Source organism: Shewanella sp. ULN5 (genome assembly GCF_030731885.1).
Lineage (GTDB): Bacteria > Pseudomonadota > Gammaproteobacteria > Enterobacterales > Shewanellaceae > Shewanella > Shewanella holmiensis.
Window position 1 is genome coordinate 47,229 of sequence record NZ_JAPJEE010000001.1, and the last position, 18,418, is coordinate 65,646.

Consider the following 18,418-nt stretch of genomic DNA (forward strand, 5'->3'; position numbering starts at 1 on the left):
ACATCCTAAACATCCTAAACATCCTAAACATCCTAAACATCCTAAACATCCTAAACATCCTAAACATCCTAAACATCCTAAACATCACATATTGTTCGTCTTATTCGGCAATAAAACACTCCAAATCTATAATTGTTTTTTGATAATTGATTCGCATAACATTCTCTGTTAACCACAAAAATAACCGTTTCGCCCTTCTCTATTTTTAAGCACATTCAATTTATGAATGTTTCTTTCAAAAATGATCTTAGAAGACGGCATTTTGTTAACAATATGATCGAATGTTATCAATGTGTGACTTTCCACCCATAGCAGCATATCTTCTGTTCCTCTTCTGACCCAAGAATAAGCTACACATCATTGAACAAAAAAAATTAGCTATAAAAAACATATGGATAAATATTATTTTCAAGTTGGCACTGACCTTGCTATCTATGTTGTACCCCTCTAGGGAACCCAGCAATATCCCAAATGCATTGTTCGAATGCAAATAGAGGAAAAACAACAATGAATAATCAAGAAAGGAAGCCCAAACATGTACCCATCGATTGCAATTAAACCTGTGTGGAAATCAATCAAAGCAACAGCAAAACTGACCGCTATAGCTTCAATGTTAGTTTCAAGTTTCAGCGCGTTTGCAGAGCCTGTTGAAATTAAGTTTTCACATGTTGTGGCTGAAAATACCCCTAAAGGACAAATGGCATTAAAGTTTAAAGAATTAGTTGAACAACGTTTACCTGGTGAATACACGGTAAGTGTCTTCCCAAGCTCACAACTATTCGGCGACAACAATGAGCTAGCGGCATTGCTTTTGAACGATGTACAAATTGTTGCTCCCTCTTTATCAAAATTCGAACGATACACCAAAAAACTGCAGGTATTCGATTTACCATTCTTATTTGAAGACATGGCAGCAGTTGACCGTTTTCAGCAATCTGAGGAAGGTCAAAAGCTCTTAAACGCGATGAATCGCAAAGGCATTGTCGGTTTAGGTTATTTGCATAATGGTATGAAACAATTTTCAGCCCATGCGCCACTTTCAACACCGGCTGATGCCAGCGGTAAAAAATTCCGTATTATGGCGTCTGATGTGATTGCCGCTCAATTTGATGCAGTAAAAGCAATTCCAGTTAAAAAACCTTTCTCCGAAGTGTTCACCCTTTTGCAAACTCGCGCCATTGATGGTCAAGAAAATACTTGGTCAAATATTTATTCAATGAAGTTTTATGAGGTGCAAAGCCACATTACAGAAAGTAACCACGGTGTATTAGATTACATGCTAGTAACGTCAAACACTTTCTGGAAAAGCCTACCTAAAGACAAGCGTGAAATTATCAAAAAATCTCTCGATGAAGCCATTGTATTAGGCAATCAAATTGCTGCCGCTAAAGAAGGTGAAGATAGACAGGCGATTTTAGATTCAAAACGTTCTGAATTAGTTTCATTAACCGCAGTACAACGCCAACAATGGGTTGATTCGATGAAACCTGTGTGGACTAAATTTGAGTCTCAAATTGGTAAAGACGTTATTGACGCCGCACAAGCCGCAAACACGCAATAGGGTTCTCTTGGGTTGTTATCGAAAGTCATAACAGGATAACAACCCTCTTTTCATTAACATTTAGGAGAACAAAGTGATTTCAAATCTGCTCAATAAATTCGAAGAAGGGTTTTTAAACCTATTGATATCACTGATGACCTTATTGGTTTTTGGCGAAGTTATCGCACGTTTTTTCTTTAATACCGGTTTTCTGTGGATACAAGAACTGACCCTGACTCTGTGTGGATGGTTTGTATTATTCGGCATGTCTTATGGCGTCAAGGTCGGCGCGCACATTGGTGTTGATGCCTTTGTCAGTAAACTATCACCCGCACCTAAAAAGTGGGTTGCGCTATTAGCCTGTTCGTTATGCGTTATCTATTGTGGTTTATTTCTTAAAGGTAGCTGGGATTATTTAAGCCAAATGTACCAAATTGGACTGCCAATGGAGGATATCGATTTTCCAGCATTTCTTGTTCATCAACTCGATCCTGATTTTGCATGGGATGTATTAAAGATCGATCTTGAAGATGAGGGAGCGGTACCCGTTTGGATGTCTCAAAGTATTTTAATCATAGGTTTTTCTATGTTGGCTTGGCGGTTTGTACAATTGTTTATCGCCATTTTGACTGGTAAAGCTGATGGCTTTGCATTAGCAGATGAAGCGAAAGACAGCATGCATTTAATTGATGAAGCAGCACTAGCAAGTGCGATTAATTCAACCACAGCAACAGAAAAAAATAAGGACGAAAAATAATGACTATCGCAACCTTATTTATCACACTTCTTGTTTGTATGTTAATTGGTATGCCTATCGCTATTGCGTTAGGTTTTTCAAGCGTTCTAACTATTTTATTATTTTCAAACGACTCTCTTGCTTCAATCGCATTGAAGCTTTATGAATCCACTTCTGAGCATTACACCTTACTGGCGATTCCGTTTTTTATTCTTTCATCGGCATTCTTGTCCACGGGCGGCGTGGCTCGCAGAATTATTGATTTCGCAATGGACAGTGTCGGCCATATTCGCGGTGGTTTAGCCATGGCCTCGGTAATGGCATGTATGCTATTTGCTGCGGTATCAGGTTCGTCACCCGCCACCGTTGCAGCTATCGGATCAATTGTTATCGTTGGTATGGTGCGCGCAGGCTACCCTGAAAAATTCGCTGCAGGGGTGATTACCACATCCGGCACCTTAGGTATCTTAATCCCGCCATCGATAGTGATGCTAGTTTATGCTGCCGCAACTGAAGTGTCGGCAGCTAGAATGTTTATGGCAGGGTTAATCCCAGGCTTAATGATGGGTTTTATCTTGATGCTGGCAATTTACGTTGTAGCCAGAATCAAAAACTTACCATCACGTCCCTTCCCTGGGGTTAAAGCCTTATCCATTTCAAGCGCGAAAGCTTTGGGTGGTCTTGCCTTAATTATTATTGTGCTGGGTTCTATTTATGGCGGCGTAGCAAGTCCTACCGAAGCGGCGGCAGTAGCCTGTGTTTATGCCTATTTTATTGCGGTCTTTGGTTATCGTGATATTGGTCCATTGAAAAATGTGGCTTGGCGTAATCAGCAGGAATCTATTGTTGGTGCTGGAATACGTAATATTCTGCAAATGTTGCTGGCGGTGATAAAAACCCCCACAGATAAAGAGATTCGTCATGTGGTTCGCGATGGCGCAAAAGTCAGTATCATGCTGTTATTCATTATTGCCAATGCTATGCTTTTTGCCCATGTTCTTACCACTGAACGTATCCCACATATTATTGCGGAAACGATTGTGGGCTTTGGTTTGCCCGCTTGGGGCTTCTTAATCATAGTCAATTTGTTGTTGCTAGCAGCGGGTAACTTTATGGAGCCCTCCGCTATTCTGTTGATTATGGCCCCTATTTTGTTTCCTATCGCCACGCAATTAGGCATCGACCCTATCCACTTAGGGATTATCATGGTTGTCAACATGGAGATCGGTATGCTAACACCACCGGTGGGGCTCAATTTATTTGTTACCGCGGGAATTACCGGTAAAAGCATGGGCTGGGTGATCCAATCATGTTTACCTTGGTTAGTCTTATTACTTGGTTTCTTAATGTTAATTACTTATATTCCACAAATATCACTGTTTTTGCCTGAATACATTGATAAGTTGAATGGCTATTAACTTGATTTATTGAACAAAATGAACGAGCCTTAAAATTGAATATCCGTTGTTAATCTAACTGACAACGGATATTTTCTCATTTGGTTTGTCACTTTTTTAATGTCCAATTAAGAGTAAATATGGTTATTGCTACCACAAAAATACAATACAAAATTTTATTAAGTATCATTCTTATCGCTGGACTGTTACTTACCCTATTTACCAGCCAATGGTATTGGCTTAATAAGGGCAAAAATGACATCGCTGCTCAATCTGAAAAACAGATCAATGAACTCGTGCTGTTCATTGATCAACAACTGGCACAATTTGAAATTATTCCAGAAGTTATTGCCACTAATCCCATTTTACAAGAAGGCTTATTAGCCCAAAAAGATCCTCAAAAAATTGCCCAATTAAATGCCTATTTATCCGAGCTACAAGAAGTGACAGAGTCATCAGATATTTATTTAACCGACGCTCTTGGAGTCGCTATTGCTGCCAGTAATTGGCAGCAACCTAATACTTTTATCAATCAAGATTATTCATTTCGTCCATATTTTATTGAAGCGTTATCTGGCCGTGCTGGGCGCTACTATGCTGTAGGTACATCATCCGATAAACGCGGTTTCTATTTTTCTAATCCAGTATTGCATAATGGCATAGTATTAGGCGTCATAGTGGTGAAGGTGGATATTGGCGTTATTGAACAACAAAGCACAGGTATTGCCATCGCAGGGCAATATGAGTTCATGATTAGCGACCCCGATGACATTATCTTTTTATCCAGCATAAACCATTGGCGCTTTCGCTCTTTGGCGCCTTTATCACAGGCGAAACGCTTTGCTTTGAATACATCCAAGCGCTATGCAACCCGCCCTATCAGCGAATTAGCCATAAAGCCACCCTATAATGCTTTAGCTGAAGCAGAAGTTCATACCTACCAAATCACTTCAGCCAATGGCAGTGAAACATTTTTAGAAAAAAATAAATTGATGCCAAAGGCGAATTGGACGCTGCATGTATTAGCGCCACTGAAGCCTTTATATAAGTCGTTGCCTACCATCATGTTATTAACGGCAAGTTTATATCTATTGCTGGTATTACTGATTCTTTATGCCATTGAACGACGTAAAAATTTACGCCGTATGCTACATGCTCATAATTTACTCGAACAAAGAGTGAAAGAGCGTACCCTTGAGCTTGAACAAGCCAACACTAAACTAAAGGATACCCAAGATGAATTGATACAAGCGGCTAAGTTGACCGTCATAGGCAGCTTATCCGCCAGTATTAATCATGAACTGAATCAGCCTTTGGCAGCGCTAAGAAGTTATGCGCAAAATACCCAAACATTTCTGGGAAGAAATATGTTTGACGATGCCAAAAATAACTTAAAAATCATGATTGAATTGACCGACAGATTAGCCGACATTATTGCTCAGTTCAAAAGTTTTACCCGTAAATCGCAAGGTAAAGACAACGCAATAGAAATCGAGCAAGCTATCGAACAAGCGCTGACTATCGTTCAACCTGAAATAGACAAACAAGGGGTAAAACTCAGTAAAACAATGCTTAAAGGTAAGTGCCAGATTTGGGGCGATACCGTTAGATTACAGCAAGTATTGGTAAATGTAATAAGTAATGCGATTGTAGCAATGCAGCAAAGTCCAATGAAAAGACTCAATATTACGGCAAGCAAAGCCACAACCAGTAATAAGCTAATCATTAGCATCCAAGATACTGGTCCCGGAGTCAGAGAAGGCCAAATGAGCAAAATATTTGAGCCCTACTTCACGACCAATGAACGACAAGGATTAGGCTTAGGGTTATCTATTTCACAGCGAATTATTGAATCAATGCAAGGTAAAATAACCGTTGAAAATGATGTTGAAGGTGGCGCTATTTTTAAAATTCATTTACCCATTTATTTATATGAGGATGCCCGAACTTGAGTCCACTAGGTGATATTAACCCGCTACAAGTCATTATTGTCGATGATGAACCCCATATCGGCAGTGTTCTTAGTCAGTTATTTAAACTAGAAGGCATCGCAGCGGCATCAACCACCCAACCAGCGCTGGTTGCAGAACAAATCCATCGAGATTGGCCTGGCGTGGTATTTTCTGATGTTAATATGCCCCAACTGGATGGCCTTAGTTTATTGCAGCAATTAATGCAAAAAGACCCAGATTTACCGGTTGTGCTGATCACGGGATTTGGTGATATCGCCATGGCTGTTGATGCGGTAAAAAAAGGCGCTTACGATTTTCTTGAAAAACCGTTTAACAATGAGCATGTCGTTGATGTAGCAAAACGTGCCTTAGAAAAGCGTCAATTAACCCTGGAAAACCGTAAATTAAAAAAAGAGTTAGAATCACATATTGCCCCTGGGCCAAGAATACTTGGTCACAGCCCTGGCATAGTCAAAATGCGTAATATCCTCAACCAGGTGATAAACGCCCCTGCCGACATTATGATTGAAGGTGAAACAGGTACAGGTAAAGAATTAGTCGCCCGATACCTTCATGATCATAGTCATCGCAGTAAACACAATTTTGTTGCTATTAACTGTGGTGCAATTCCAGAAAACCTCATCGAAAGTGAGCTATTTGGAGCTCAGGCTGGTGCCTATACAGGCAACGATAAAACTCGAATTGGTAAGTTTGAATACGCTAATCAAGGTACGTTATTTTTAGATGAAATTGAAAGCACACCACTGAGTTTGCAGGTCAAACTCTTAAGGGTCTTAGAAGACCGGAAAGTAGAACGCTTAGGTTCAAACCAATCAATTGACCTTGATATTCGGGTAATTGCAGCCACAAAAGTGAATTTACAACAATTATGTGAAACCGGTGAGTTTCGTCAGGATTTACTCTATCGCCTGAATTTAGTGACAGTGCCTATCCCTGCGCTGAGGGAGCGAAGAGAAGATATCCCTTTACTCTTCCTGCATTTTGCCAGGATAGCCTCAACACGCTATCACAAGGCGCTTATCGCATTAAATCCTGAACAACAAGCAATGCTGACATCCCATGATTGGCCAGGAAATGTACGTGAGTTACGCAATTTAGCAGAACGGTACGTGCTATTGGGTGCTGAAGCTGCGTTTGCAGCGGGTAATATGGATAACCACCCAACTATGCACTCCAATATGTCATTACAACAACGCGTCGATTTTTTTGAACGCTTACTTATCGAAGAGTCACTAAATTATAATAAAGGCAGTATCAAGCTCACTATGGAGCAACTTGAACTGCCCCGTAAAACCTTATATGACAAGATGAAAAAATTTGGCATAGACCGCAAGCAATTTACGGATAATTAGACTCGAATCTAATAATACACTCACTTAAATTAGGCCGGCTTTTCTAGCGGCCCTCTGCTCAATAAGCATATTGCTAGCGCCAACATCGCTAACAAGGTTAGCGAACCGACCACAACCCCCTGCCACAGTGAATGTTGCCAAAAGACCATTAAATAGGGTCCGCCTAACGCCGCGCCTAAGTAATAACAACACAGGTATAAAGACGTAGCTTTAGCTCTATGATTTACCGCCCGAATAGCCACAAACGAGTTACAGCAACTGTGGGTCAAGAAGAACCCACTCGCGGTGATCAAAAAGCCCAATACAATGGCCCATAAGGTATCGACTAAGGTCAGCAAGGTCCCTAGAACCATCAACAAAAAAGCCGCTTTAAATAAGATTATCGACCCAAAGCGTACAATCCACTTCGCCGATAAATATGAGGCAAAGGTGCCGCTGAGATAACACAAAAAGATTAGCGTGGCATTGAATCGACTCAGCTCATACGGTAATGCCATTAAATGCAGCTGAATAAAACTAAATTGATTTACCATCATCATAAATGCCAACCCGCCGATGATGAACACTAAACTCATTTTTCGGTCGGTGATGTGCCCCCAAAAGCCTTGTAAATCCTGTTGTAGTTTTGCGAGTTTTGCTGGTTTAACAGATAAATTTACTAGGTGCGGCTTAATTTCACGCCGAGGCAATAGAAAAGTGACTATTGCTACCCCAATTAGCGTAACGATAAACACTAAGCCCATTGATTGTTGCCACGATAAATGCTGTGACATTAAGCCACCAAATAATCGTCCAAAAATCCCACCAAGGCTATTAGCGGTAATATAAGTTGCCGCCGCTTTTAGCATAAACTCAGGGGCAAGTTGTTCTTTAAAATAGGCCATGGCAATGGCAGGCACTGCTGCTAACAGTACGCCCTGCAACAGCCTTACCCATACCAATGAGTCGAAATCAGTGACAAAAATCAGTAATAAATTAGAGCATGCTAATAACCACAAGCTGATCACAATCGGCTTTAAGCGGCCAACGCGATCGGAAATCACCGCATAAAAAAGGAGTGAAAAAGCGAGTGTGAAACTGGTAACTGATAACACAAGAGTGGAATGTGCGCCGGTAACATCAAAGTGCTCGGCAATCAGCGGCAACATGCCCTGAACCGTATAAAGATTGATATAAATAACCACTGATGCAAGGCAAAGCGCCCAAATTAATCGGCTTTGCTTTCCGTATTCTGGCGGTATTATTTCATGGTCTGATATTCGCCCAGAATGGGTCACAGATACGTCTTTGTGGATCACAACATGGCCAAAGAATGATGACAACGAAAAAACATTATCGTTCGCCATTAAGATAAATCAATGGCGAACGCAGTGGAATGTGAACTGGGTGACTTAATTGGCTTTTTAAAAGCTTAGTTGACTTGTTTCATGAGTACTTCAGTGGTGAATTTATCATTATTAATCACCTCGAATTTATCATAAGTTTGAAAAATCACCTTACCTTGATAGGTGATCATCGCAACGACACCATAATCCACACTCTTATCGATAGCCTCTGCGGGGAAAATAAACTTAAACGGCACGGGCGCTCGCGCGATATCAAAAGACTTTTGCGAAATAATCGCTCCAGGCGTATTGATGTCAATTATCGCGATGTAAATTTTACTCCCCTGCGGTAAGGCTATTTTTTCAAGGTACCCTGCATATCCGTTCACGACAACCGGCGCATCTGGCACAACTGTGACGCAGCCTGTAAGCAACAATAACCCTGCAAAAAAACTGACCCAAATACTCTTTAATTTACGCATACTGCTCAACCTATTCATCCTTTGCTGGTAATAATGTTTAACAACTAAACGTCATACATTAGGGCTTAGTCATTCGTAACAACCCTTCTTGGGTTGCAGATGCCACTAAACGCCCTTGTTGATCAAAAAACTGCCCCTTAACAAAACCACGTCCGCCACCAGCATTTGGGCTCTCGATGCTGTATAAAATCCATTGGCTCATATCAAAACTGCGATGAAACCACATTGAGTGGTCTATGGTCGCCATGCGTATGCCGGGGGTTAAAAATGAGACACCATGGGGCTGAGCGGCTGTCACTAAAAAGTTAAAATCTGACGCATACGCCAACAGATACTCTTGAATACTATGATCATTGGGAATATCACCATTAGCCCTTAACCACACATGACGAACGGGCTCTCTGGTCAATGGCGCTAGTGGATTAAAAGGATCGACCAGACGCATTTCAATCGGCGCATCGGCCATAAATTTTTCAAGCATTTGGGCAGGCACTTTATCACGCATGGTCATAGCAAGCTCTTGCTGGTTCATCAAACCTTCAGGACCCGGAACAACCGGCATTGTCGCTTGATGCTCATAACCTTCTTCATGGGTTTGAAATGAGCAAGTCATATAAAAAATCGGTCGACCTTTTTGAATCGCTTTTACCCGTCTGGCGCTAAAACTGCCACCATCACGCATGCTTTCTACATCATAAACGATTGGTAATTTCTCATCGCCAGCTCGCAAGAAATAAGAATGCAAAGAGTGAGCGTGACGGTCTTCACTCACGGTTTGTTTTGCTGCGCTCAAAGCCTGCCCCATCACCTGACCACCAAAAACATGGCCAAAGCCTAAATCTTGACTTTGCCCTCTAAACAACCCGAGTTCTATTTGCTCTAAGGACAATAATGATAATAAATCGTTTAACACCTGACTCATTTAACACTCTCAGAAACCACAAAAATATCATTTAGCCTAACCTATAATCTTCAACAAGGGCTAGTGTCTTTTTAGGGGTTTAATTGTTAAACACCGTTTTTGAATACAAAATTACTAAATTAGTGATTTGCTGCAAACAATATCAACAGCAGTAGTCAGTAATGTTTGATAAACTATCAAGATTACTAATCTTGTTATTTTGGTGTTTATGCAATCTTGGATTTTGGCGATACGCCCAAGAACACTGCCAGCGGCTATTGGCCCTTTACTCATTGGCAATATGTTGGCAATCGAACTTATGCAATTCAGTTGGTTAATTGCTGTAATTTCAATGCTATGTGCTATTTTACTGCAAATTTCGGTCAATCTAGCCAATGACTATTTTGACTATAAAAATGGCATAGATACTGAAGAAAGACTGGGACCGGTTCGCGTCACCCAAAGTGGCATGATCGCCCCCACCACAGTGCGTAATGCAATGATAGCATGCTTGTTAGCCGCATTACTGGTTGGCTCATACCTAATTTGGCACGGTGGCTGGCCTATCGCGATATTAGCTGCAGCTTCTATTCTAGGGGCAATTTGTTACAGTGGCGGCCCTTACCCTTTGGCATCTCATGGCTTGGGCGAAGTTGCCGCATTCGTGTTTTTTGGCCTTGTCGCTGTTGTGGGAAGTTATTATTTACAGGCAGGAGAGACAACATTAACAGCCTGGTTATTGGGCTGCGCAATTGGTTTTTTCAACGCCGCAATTATGTTAGTGAATAACACCCGTGACATCACAACAGATACCAAAGCGGGCAAAAACACCCTTGCAGTTAGAATTGGTGAACCGCAAGCAAAGGTACTCTACCAGAGCTTTTTATACCTGCCTTTTGGGATCATTATTGCTGGTTTTTTATTAGGGGCACTTGAAGGATGGCCAGTGCTATTAGCTGGTGTATCCTTAATATTAGCCAGAAAGCTGAGTCGAGATTTTAGAGACAATTCAGGCGAAGATCTTAACCCTATACTCGGTAAAACCGCTAAACTGACAATGATATTCAGTGTGTTGTTTAGCGCAGGTTTGATGATTAATCTCAGTCAGATATAGCCTAAGCCATATATTACATCTGCATTAATACACAATCGCAATGATGCTTGCTTCAAGCAATAAAAAGGCTTCTGATAAGAAGCCTTTTTTAACAATGACCACAAACTACATTTTAACTAAAGTACGAACCTTGGCACTCCAATCTAAATGATACTTCTCACCAGCTGGCTTATCTGTACGTTCAAAGGTATGCGCGCCAAAAAAGTCACGCTGACCTTGCAACAGGTTGGCTGGTAGGGTTTCGCAACGATAGCTATCGTAATAAGCCACGGCAGAAGCAATACAGGGGGCTGGTATTCCTTGCATCACTGATGCTGCAACGGTTTTACGCCAATTTAATTGTTTAGCCGCAAGTGCGCTGCTGAAGCTTTCTGCCATAAGCAAATTCGCCAATTGCGGATTTTCAACATAGGCTTGTGTAATCGATTGTAAAAACGTGGCGCGAATAATACAGCCTGCACGCCAAATTTTGGCGATTTCAGCAAAGTTTAGTGTCCAGTTTTGCTCTTTGGCTTCCATCGCCATAAGTTGAAAACCCTGAGCATAACAACATACTTTAGCGCAATAAAGCGCATCTTCTAATGCGTTAATAAAGTCTGTTTTTTCAGCCTCTGTGAGTGTGGCTTTTTGTGGCCCCACCAGGGTGTTACTTAAACTAACACGCAGTGACTTTTGCGTGCTGATAGCGCGGGCATAAACCGCTTCAGCAATTGTTGGTGCTGGACAACCAATCTGCAAACTACTTACAGCAGTCCATAACCCAGTGCCCTTCTGGCCCGCTTTGTCTAAAATCATTTCCACTAACGGTTTATCGGTTAATGGATCTTTTTGCTGTAACACTTCCGCACTGATCCCCATTAAGTAACTGTTTAAGCTACCTTGGTTCCAGCGTTTGAAAATATCACCAATGTCGTATGTCGATAAGCCAATGCCTTCATACAGTAATTGATAAGCTTCGCAAATTAGCTGCATATCAGCATATTCAATACCATTGTGAACCATTTTAACATAATGACCAGAACCCGCAGGACCGATGTAAGTCGTACATGGCTCGCCTTCAGTCACAGGGTTACCCGGTTCAAAACGCTCTATCGGCAAACCGGTTTTACTGTCCACTTTAGCGGCAATTGCATTCCAAATTGGCGCAACATATTGCCATGCTGACTCATCACCACTAGGCATTAAAGATGGCCCAAAACGTGCGCCAACTTCACCACCAGAAACGGCTGAACTGAAAAACTTAAACTTGCCTTGATAGTGAGCTTCTCGCTCTACAGTATCCGTCCACAAGCTATTGCCTGTATCTATGACGATGTCTTCACTGTTGATACCACTTTCAATAAGGGTATTACAAATGCCGTCAACGATACTACCTGCAGGTACAGATAACACTATCACCTTAGGTGAGACAAGTTTATCAAGCATTTCTGAAAGATTATTACAGGCTTGCATTCGAGGGGCTAAGCCAGCTTTACGCTCTTGATGCTCCTGTTCTAATGCCGCATTAACTTTTGCGGTGTCAAGATCAAAAACAGCAACGTGGTAACCGTTATCAGCAATATTTAAAGCGAGGTTTTTGCCCATAACACCAAGGCCAATAACGCCGATGTTTGACAAGTTTGTGTGGTGAGTCATTAGATTTATATTCCACAAGGTCACAGAGATTTATCGCGATTCGCGAACCCATATGGACAAATATTATAGCGATTTTTGTAACTAAATTACCAGTTAAAACCTAGATTCTATGGCGTACAGTAATCAAAATGTGTTTTTACTATTACCGTAAAGCCGCGTTTGTAAAGGATGTGTCTTTAAAAACGTCAATGTTATCAAGTATAAAAACCGTTAACTTAGCTAACATTGACGTTTACATTTGGCAAAAAAATTACTCACCTAAGGCTTTAGTTAATGCATTGGCATAGCCCATTCGGGTTAACGTATTGCGAACAATGTCTAAGGTTTGGGGATCTTCAATGGTTGCGGGCACTGTGTATTCCTGGTTATCAGCAATTTTACGCATCGTCGCCCGTAAAATTTTACCCGAGCGCGTTTTGGGTAATTTAGGCACAGCGCTCACTAATCGAAAAGATGCCACAGGACCAATTTCTTGCCTAACTAAGGCTAATAATTGGCTATGTAACTCTTCATCAGTTAATTCAACGCCGTTTTTAAGCACGACCATACCTAAGGGAACTTGACCTTTTAGTTTGTCCTGTACACCTATAACAGCAGCTTCAGCCACTGCAGGGTGTTGACACAGCACCTCTTCAAAACGTCCGGTTGATAAACGATGCCCCGCAACATTAATGATGTCGTCAATTCGACTCATAATATACAAATATCCATCTTCATCTATGTAGCCTGCGTCACCCGTTAGGTAATATCCTGGATACATGGATAAATAACTGTCAACATAACGATCATCATTTTGCCACAAGGTTGTTAAGGTGCCTGGCGGTAAGGGTTGTTTAATCACCACATTGCCGCTTTCATTTGCTGCAACTTGCTCACCCATTGCATCCAACACTTCCACTTGATATCCGGGAACAGGTCTTGCAGGCGATCCTGGCTTAATGGCTATAGGCTCAACACCCATTAAGTTTGATGCAACAGGCCAACCCGTTTCTGTCTGCCACCAATGGTCAATAACGGGTTTACCTAGCATAGTCTGACTCCAATTTAAGGTGTCAGGATCACATCGCTCTCCGGCTAAAAACATTTGCTTTAAACAGGACAAATCAAAATCTTGGATTAACTTACCTTCGGGGTCTTCACGCTTAATGGCGCGAATAGCGGTAGGTGCGGTAAAAAAGCTTTTAACATTATTATTGGCAATAATTCGCCAAAACGCGGCAGCATCGGGCGTGCCTATGGGTTTACCTTCATACATGACAGTGGTGGAGCCGACGAGTAATGGTCCATAAACAATATAGGAGTGCCCCACAACCCACCCCACATCGGATGCAGCCCAAAAAACATCGTCACTCTCGATGTCATAAATATTTTTCATTGACCAGCATAAAGCCACCGCATGGCCACCATTATCACGCACAACCCCTTTAGGTTTACCTGTGGTGCCTGAGGTGTAAAGTACATAAAGTGGATCCGTGGCATTCAGGGATACACACGCTGCACTCGGAGCATTTTGAAGGGCACTTTGCCAATCAACATCCCTTGGCACGGTCAAATCTGCTTGGTATTGATGTCTTGCCAAAATTAAACAGTGATCAACCTTATGCGTGGCTTGCTTAAGTGCATCATCTAATAACGGCTTATAAGGCACGACACCTGATGGCTCTATGCCACACGAAGCCGACAACATTAATTTGGGTTTGGCATCATTAATGCGGGTTGCCAATTCATTCGCAGCAAAGCCACCAAATACTACGGAGTGAATAGCGCCTATTCGAGCACAGGCTAGCATTGCAAACGCGGTTTCAGGGATCATTGGCATATAAATAACCACCCTGTCGCCTTTTTCAATACCAATTGATTGCATATATCCAGCCAAACGACTCACTTGAGCAAGCAGCTCGTTATAAGTAATTTGATACTGATTTTGTGTCACAGGACTAATGTAATTAATGGCGATACGATCGCCTCTGCCCGCGGCCACGTGCCGGTCAACGGCGTTATAGCAAGTATTCATCTTGCCGTCGGCAAACCACTGGTAAAATGGCTTGTTTGTTTCATCTAAGATGTTCTCAGGTTCTTTGTCCCAAGTAATCATCTTTGCAGCATTTGCCCAAAAGGTCCTTGGATCTGCAATTGATTGGTTGTGCAATGACTTTCCTACACCCGTCATGTTTTTTCTCCTTTAGCTCTCCCAACCTGATTATGAGCAGAATTCATTCAATGTCCCTATTAGACAAACGGATAAGCATCTATACTGCCGCGGCACGTATTTAATGATTCGCGTTAAGACTCCACCATGCAGCCTAAATATAAAAGCATATTTATCATGTAGATAATCAACACCATCTGAATCAATGGCAACTCAAATTAACAGTCGCCAAATAGAATTTTTACCGCAAACTTTACCTTTACGTAAACTTCATATATCTTGCAACAAAAGAAACCAATTTGGTGAGATGATGAACGCTACAGTCAGCACCCAATCTACATATTCCATCAGTGATTTATCAAAGGAATTTGATATCACCACTCGCAGTATTCGTTTTTACGAGGACCAGGGCTTAATTAAACCTAAGCGTCGCGGTCAAACTCGCATTTACAGCCTAAAAGACCGTGTCAGACTCAAACTGATACTTAGAGGCAAACGCTTAGGATTTTCATTAGCTGAAACTCGTCGGTTGTTCGAACTTTACGATGCGGACAAATCAAGCACATCACAATTAAATACCATGCTTGAGTTAGTCAACGACAAGAAAGCGGCGCTGCAGCAACAAATGGATGACATTAAAGTGGTGCTAATGGAACTCAACTCCGCAGAGCAGCAATGTAAAGCCGCGTTAGAAAGTAATAAAACGTAAACAAGTTTGATTGACTCTCATCTCATGCATTTTTTGTAATTTGTACAACCAGTAAGCACAGCAACAAAGAGCCGAATAATCGGTCAGAGTACTTACATCACTGCTGTAATAGCAGTTTTAAAAGACAAGCAAACGACTCCTAAACGCAACATAGCGTGGAGTCTAAAAATAATAATTCAACAGGACACAAGCCATGAGCGATTTATACAGCAGCCTTAATTTCGGTTTAGGCGAAGATATTGATATGTTACGCGACGCTGTTCGCAGTTTTGCTAGCAATGAAATAGCCCCTATTGCCGCCCAAGTTGATCACGATAATGAGTTTCCAAACCATATGTGGACTCAGTTAGGTGACATGGGATTACTTGGCGTCACCGTACCGGAAGAGTTTGGCGGTGCAAACATGGGTTATTTGGCTCATGTTGTTGCAATGGAAGAAGTTTCCCGTGCATCGGCATCGATTGGACTTAGCTATGGCGCCCATTCAAATCTGTGTGTAAATCAAATCAACCGTAACGGTAATGATGCTCAACGCGCTAAATACCTGCCAAAACTTGTTAGCGGTGAGCATATCGGCGCGTTAGCAATGAGTGAACCGAATGCGGGCTCAGATGTGGTATCAATGAAGCTGCATGCACGTAAAGACGGCGACCGCTATATTCTTAATGGTAATAAAATGTGGATCACCAATGGTCCAGATGCTCACACTTATGTGATTTATGCCAAAACTGATTTAGAAAAAGGTGCCCATGGGATTACCGCTTTCATCGTAGAACGCGGCTTTAAAGGATTTAGCCAGGCACAGAAACTCGACAAGCTAGGCATGCGCGGGTCGAACACCTGCGAGCTGGTTTTTGAAGATTGTGAAGTTCCAGAAGAAAACATCTTAGGTGGTCTTAATAATGGCGTAAAAGTGTTAATGAGTGGTCTAGACTATGAACGCGTGGTGTTATCTGGCGGCCCACTCGGCATTATGGCTGCCTGTATGGATATAGTCGTCCCTTATGTCCATGAACGTGTTCAATTTGGAAAATCAATCGGTGAATTCCAACTTGTTCAAGGCAAAATTGCCGACATGTACACAGGAATGAATGCGGCAAGATCATATGTTTATAACGTTGCAAAATCTTGCGACCGCGGAGAAACCACTCGTAAAGATGCCGCTGGAGCGATTCTTTATAGCGCCGAGCTTGCGACAAAAATGGCATTAGATGCGATTCAATTATTAGGCGGTAACGGCTATGTTAATGAATACGCCACCGGCCGATTATTACGTGATGCTAAGTTATATGAGATTGGAGCTGGCACGTCAGAAATTCGCCGTATGCTAATTGGCCGCGAACTCTTTAACGAATCTAAATAATCGCAATAACACTTGTCTTAGGCTTAATATCATTAGTGCAAGGCAAGTGAGTTTCTGTCGAGGGGTACGCTTAATAGGCCTCTGTGCCCTCCCCCTTGATACTCTAATTTGTGCTCAATAAAGGATATTGACATGACGCACCTGAGCAGCAAGATAAATCCTCGTAGCGATGAATTTAAAGCCAAATTTGATGATATGGCTTTGTTAGTCGATGACCTTCAAAAAAAGCTCATAAAAATTGAACAAGGCGGCGGACCTGTGGCCTGTGAGCGTCATTTATCTCGTGGCAAGTTATTACCCCGCCAGCGAGTAGAAAAACTGCTGGACCCAGGATCACCTTTTCTCGAAATAGCTCAATTTGCGGCCTATGAAGTGTATGATGAAGATGTTCCAGCTGCGGGGGTGATTGCAGGCATAGGCCGAGTCAGCGGTATTGAATGCATGATCATTGCTAACGATGCAACGGTAAAAGGCGGAACCTACTACCCTATTACCGTCAAAAAGCATCTGCGCGCTCAGGACATCGCTAAACGTTGTCATTTACCTTGTATTTACCTCGTCGATTCAGGCGGAGCAAATTTACCCCGTCAGGATGAAGTCTTTCCAGATCGAGACCACTTCGGACGTATCTTCTATAACCAAGCGCAAATGTCTGCTTTAGGCATTCCGCAAATCGCCGTGGTAATGGGGTTATGTACCGCAGGTGGTGCTTATGTTCCAGCCATGGCCGACGAATCAATCATAGTTAAAGAACAGGGCACCATCTTTCTAGCAGGGCCGCCATTAGTAAAAGCCGCAACAGGTGAAGAAGTATCCGCAGAAGAGCTTGGCGGCGCTGAAGTACATACAAAAATTTCCGGGGTTGCCGATCATTTAGCTCAAAATGATGATCATGCGCTTGAGCTTGCTCGTCGCGCTGTATCACGTCTAAATCATCAAAAAAACATCGCCAGCTTACTCAGTCCGGTTAAACCACCTAAATATGATATTCACGAGCTTTACGGCATTGTCGGTACTGACCTTAAAAAACCATTCGATGTAAAAGAAGTCATTGCCCGTATCGTCGATGATTCTGATTTTGATGAGTTTAAAGCCAATTATGGTGCCACATTAGTCTGTGGATTTGCCCGCATCCATGGATACCCTGTCGGTATTGTGGCTAACAATGGCATTTTGTTTTCTGAATCGGCACAAAAAGGCGCGCATTTTATTGAACTGTGTTGCCAACGAAAAATCCCTTTACTGTTTTTACAAAACATTACTGGCTTCATGGTGGGTAAAAAATACGAGCACGAAGGCATCGCAAAACACGGAGCCAAAATGGTTACCGCAGTATCTTGTGCCACAGTCCCTAAGTTCACTGTCATTATTGGCGGTAGCTATGGCGCAGGCAACTATGGCATGTGTGGCCGAGCATTTGAACCGACCATGATGTGGATGTGGCCCAATGCGCGTATTTCGGTGATGGGCGGCGAACAAGCTGCTGGTGTGCTAGCAACAGTGCGTCGCGATGGTTTAGCCCGTAAAGGCGTTGAATGGACCGCTGAAGAAGAACAAGCATTTAGAAAACCGATTGTCGAGCAGTATGACAAAGAAGGTCATCCTTATCATGCTAGCGCCCGCTTATGGGACGATGGCATTATTGATCCTGCGCAAACCCGTGATGTGGTTGGTTTAGCATTATCCGCGGCATTAAATGCCCCTATTGAAGACACCAAGTTTGGTGTGTTCCGCATGTAATT

The 18,418-nt window shown here is 42.3% G+C and carries 14 protein-coding genes; 9 read left to right on the plus strand and 5 right to left on the minus strand.

The features are described from left to right. Positions 1 to 610: 610 nt before the first annotated feature. The 5 genes from ORI98_RS00190 (at position 611) to ORI98_RS00210 (ending at position 6,998) form a co-directional block, all read left to right on the plus strand. The gene (locus tag ORI98_RS00190; protein ID WP_371931101.1) at positions 611 to 1,561 is read left to right on the plus strand and encodes a TRAP transporter substrate-binding protein; all 951 of its coding nucleotides are present in this window, start codon (positions 611 to 613) and stop codon (positions 1,559 to 1,561) included. 73 nt (positions 1,562 to 1,634) lie between these two features. Beyond that, positions 1,635 to 2,297, plus strand: coding sequence for a TRAP transporter small permease (locus tag ORI98_RS00195; protein WP_371931097.1), 663 nt, complete (start codon positions 1,635 to 1,637; stop codon positions 2,295 to 2,297). Beyond that, positions 2,297 to 3,694 carry a TRAP transporter large permease gene (locus tag ORI98_RS00200; RefSeq protein WP_306133807.1) on the plus strand — a complete coding sequence of 466 codons (1,398 nt, stop codon included), beginning with the start codon at positions 2,297 to 2,299 and terminating at the stop codon, positions 3,692 to 3,694. Before ORI98_RS00195 ends, ORI98_RS00200 begins: the two co-directional genes overlap by 1 nt. Before the next feature lie 119 nt (positions 3,695 to 3,813). Beyond that, positions 3,814 to 5,625, plus strand: coding sequence for an ATP-binding protein (locus tag ORI98_RS00205; RefSeq protein ID WP_306133808.1), 1,812 nt, complete (start codon positions 3,814 to 3,816; stop codon positions 5,623 to 5,625). Further along, the gene (locus tag ORI98_RS00210) at positions 5,622 to 6,998 is read left to right on the plus strand and encodes a sigma-54 dependent transcriptional regulator (RefSeq protein WP_261299760.1); all 1,377 of its coding nucleotides are present in this window, start codon (positions 5,622 to 5,624) and stop codon (positions 6,996 to 6,998) included. Before ORI98_RS00205 ends, ORI98_RS00210 begins: the two co-directional genes overlap by 4 nt. Positions 6,999 to 7,027: 29 nt before the next feature. Here ORI98_RS00210 and ORI98_RS00215 read toward each other — a convergent pair whose 3' ends face one another. The 3 genes from ORI98_RS00215 to tesB all read right to left on the minus strand — a co-directional run bounded on the left by ORI98_RS00215 (position 7,028) and on the right by tesB (position 9,727). Next, complete coding sequence (locus ORI98_RS00215; protein ID WP_261299759.1) at positions 7,028 to 8,344, minus strand: MFS transporter; 1,317 nt, start codon at positions 8,342 to 8,344, stop codon at positions 7,028 to 7,030. 65 nt (positions 8,345 to 8,409) lie between these two features. After that, positions 8,410 to 8,805 carry a YbaY family lipoprotein gene (locus tag ORI98_RS00220; protein WP_261299758.1) on the minus strand — a complete coding sequence of 132 codons (396 nt, stop codon included), beginning with the start codon at positions 8,803 to 8,805 and terminating at the stop codon, positions 8,410 to 8,412. Positions 8,806 to 8,863: 58 nt separating this feature from the next. Further along, positions 8,864 to 9,727, minus strand: coding sequence for an acyl-CoA thioesterase II (gene tesB / locus ORI98_RS00225; protein WP_306133810.1), 864 nt, complete (start codon positions 9,725 to 9,727; stop codon positions 8,864 to 8,866). A 208-nt stretch (positions 9,728 to 9,935) separates the two neighbouring features. Between tesB and ORI98_RS00230 the strand changes: the two genes are divergently transcribed. Further along, positions 9,936 to 10,820 (plus strand): 1,4-dihydroxy-2-naphthoate polyprenyltransferase, encoded by an 885-nt coding sequence (locus tag ORI98_RS00230; protein ID WP_261299756.1) that lies wholly within the window; start codon positions 9,936 to 9,938, stop codon positions 10,818 to 10,820. 105 nt (positions 10,821 to 10,925) lie between these two features. Here the strand turns inward: ORI98_RS00230 and gndA are convergent, their stop codons facing one another. Next, the gene (gene gndA, locus ORI98_RS00235) at positions 10,926 to 12,455 is read right to left on the minus strand and encodes an NADP-dependent phosphogluconate dehydrogenase (protein ID WP_306133811.1); all 1,530 of its coding nucleotides are present in this window, start codon (positions 12,453 to 12,455) and stop codon (positions 10,926 to 10,928) included. Positions 12,456 to 12,705: 250 nt separating this feature from the next. Continuing rightward, entirely contained in the window at positions 12,706 to 14,625 is a 1,920-nt protein-coding gene (locus tag ORI98_RS00240) for a propionyl-CoA synthetase (RefSeq protein WP_306133812.1), read from the minus strand. Between the two features lie 289 nt (positions 14,626 to 14,914). Here ORI98_RS00240 and ORI98_RS00245 point away from each other — a divergent pair, with 289 nt between their 5' ends. The 3 genes from ORI98_RS00245 to ORI98_RS00255 all read left to right on the plus strand — a co-directional run bounded on the left by ORI98_RS00245 (position 14,915) and on the right by ORI98_RS00255 (position 18,416). After that, a complete protein-coding gene (locus ORI98_RS00245) occupies positions 14,915 to 15,313 on the plus strand; it encodes a MerR family DNA-binding transcriptional regulator (RefSeq protein ID WP_306134055.1) in 399 nt (132 codons plus the stop codon). A gap of 193 nt (positions 15,314 to 15,506) precedes the next feature. Next, entirely contained in the window at positions 15,507 to 16,676 is a 1,170-nt protein-coding gene (locus ORI98_RS00250) for an isovaleryl-CoA dehydrogenase (protein WP_261299753.1), read from the plus strand. Between the two features lie 132 nt (positions 16,677 to 16,808). Beyond that, positions 16,809 to 18,416, plus strand: coding sequence for a carboxyl transferase domain-containing protein (locus ORI98_RS00255; RefSeq protein WP_306133813.1), 1,608 nt, complete (start codon positions 16,809 to 16,811; stop codon positions 18,414 to 18,416). Positions 18,417 to 18,418 lie beyond the last annotated feature (2 nt).

Excerpts from the sequence above, each read along its gene's own strand:
- ORI98_RS00190 (WP_371931101.1), top strand. The coding sequence starts at position 611 with ATGTTAGTTTCAAGTTTCAGCGCGTTTGCAGAGCCTGTTGAAATTAAG.
- ORI98_RS00200 (WP_306133807.1), top strand. The coding sequence starts at position 2,297 with ATGACTATCGCAACCTTATTTATCACACTTCTTGTTTGTATGTTAATT.
- ORI98_RS00205 (WP_306133808.1), top strand. The coding sequence starts at position 3,814 with ATGGTTATTGCTACCACAAAAATACAATACAAAATTTTATTAAGTATC.
- ORI98_RS00215 (WP_261299759.1), bottom strand. The coding sequence starts at position 8,344 with ATGGCGAACGATAATGTTTTTTCGTTGTCATCATTCTTTGGCCATGTT.
- ORI98_RS00220 (WP_261299758.1), bottom strand. The coding sequence starts at position 8,805 with ATGCGTAAATTAAAGAGTATTTGGGTCAGTTTTTTTGCAGGGTTATTG.
- tesB (WP_306133810.1), bottom strand. The coding sequence starts at position 9,727 with ATGAGTCAGGTGTTAAACGATTTATTATCATTATTGTCCTTAGAGCAA.
- ORI98_RS00230 (WP_261299756.1), top strand. The coding sequence starts at position 9,936 with ATGCAATCTTGGATTTTGGCGATACGCCCAAGAACACTGCCAGCGGCT.
- gndA (WP_306133811.1), bottom strand. The coding sequence starts at position 12,455 with ATGACTCACCACACAAACTTGTCAAACATCGGCGTTATTGGCCTTGGT.
- ORI98_RS00240 (WP_306133812.1), bottom strand. The coding sequence starts at position 14,625 with ATGACGGGTGTAGGAAAGTCATTGCACAACCAATCAATTGCAGATCCA.
- ORI98_RS00245 (WP_306134055.1), top strand. The coding sequence starts at position 14,915 with ATGAACGCTACAGTCAGCACCCAATCTACATATTCCATCAGTGATTTA.
- ORI98_RS00250 (WP_261299753.1), top strand. The coding sequence starts at position 15,507 with ATGAGCGATTTATACAGCAGCCTTAATTTCGGTTTAGGCGAAGATATT.
- ORI98_RS00255 (WP_306133813.1), top strand. The coding sequence starts at position 16,809 with ATGACGCACCTGAGCAGCAAGATAAATCCTCGTAGCGATGAATTTAAA.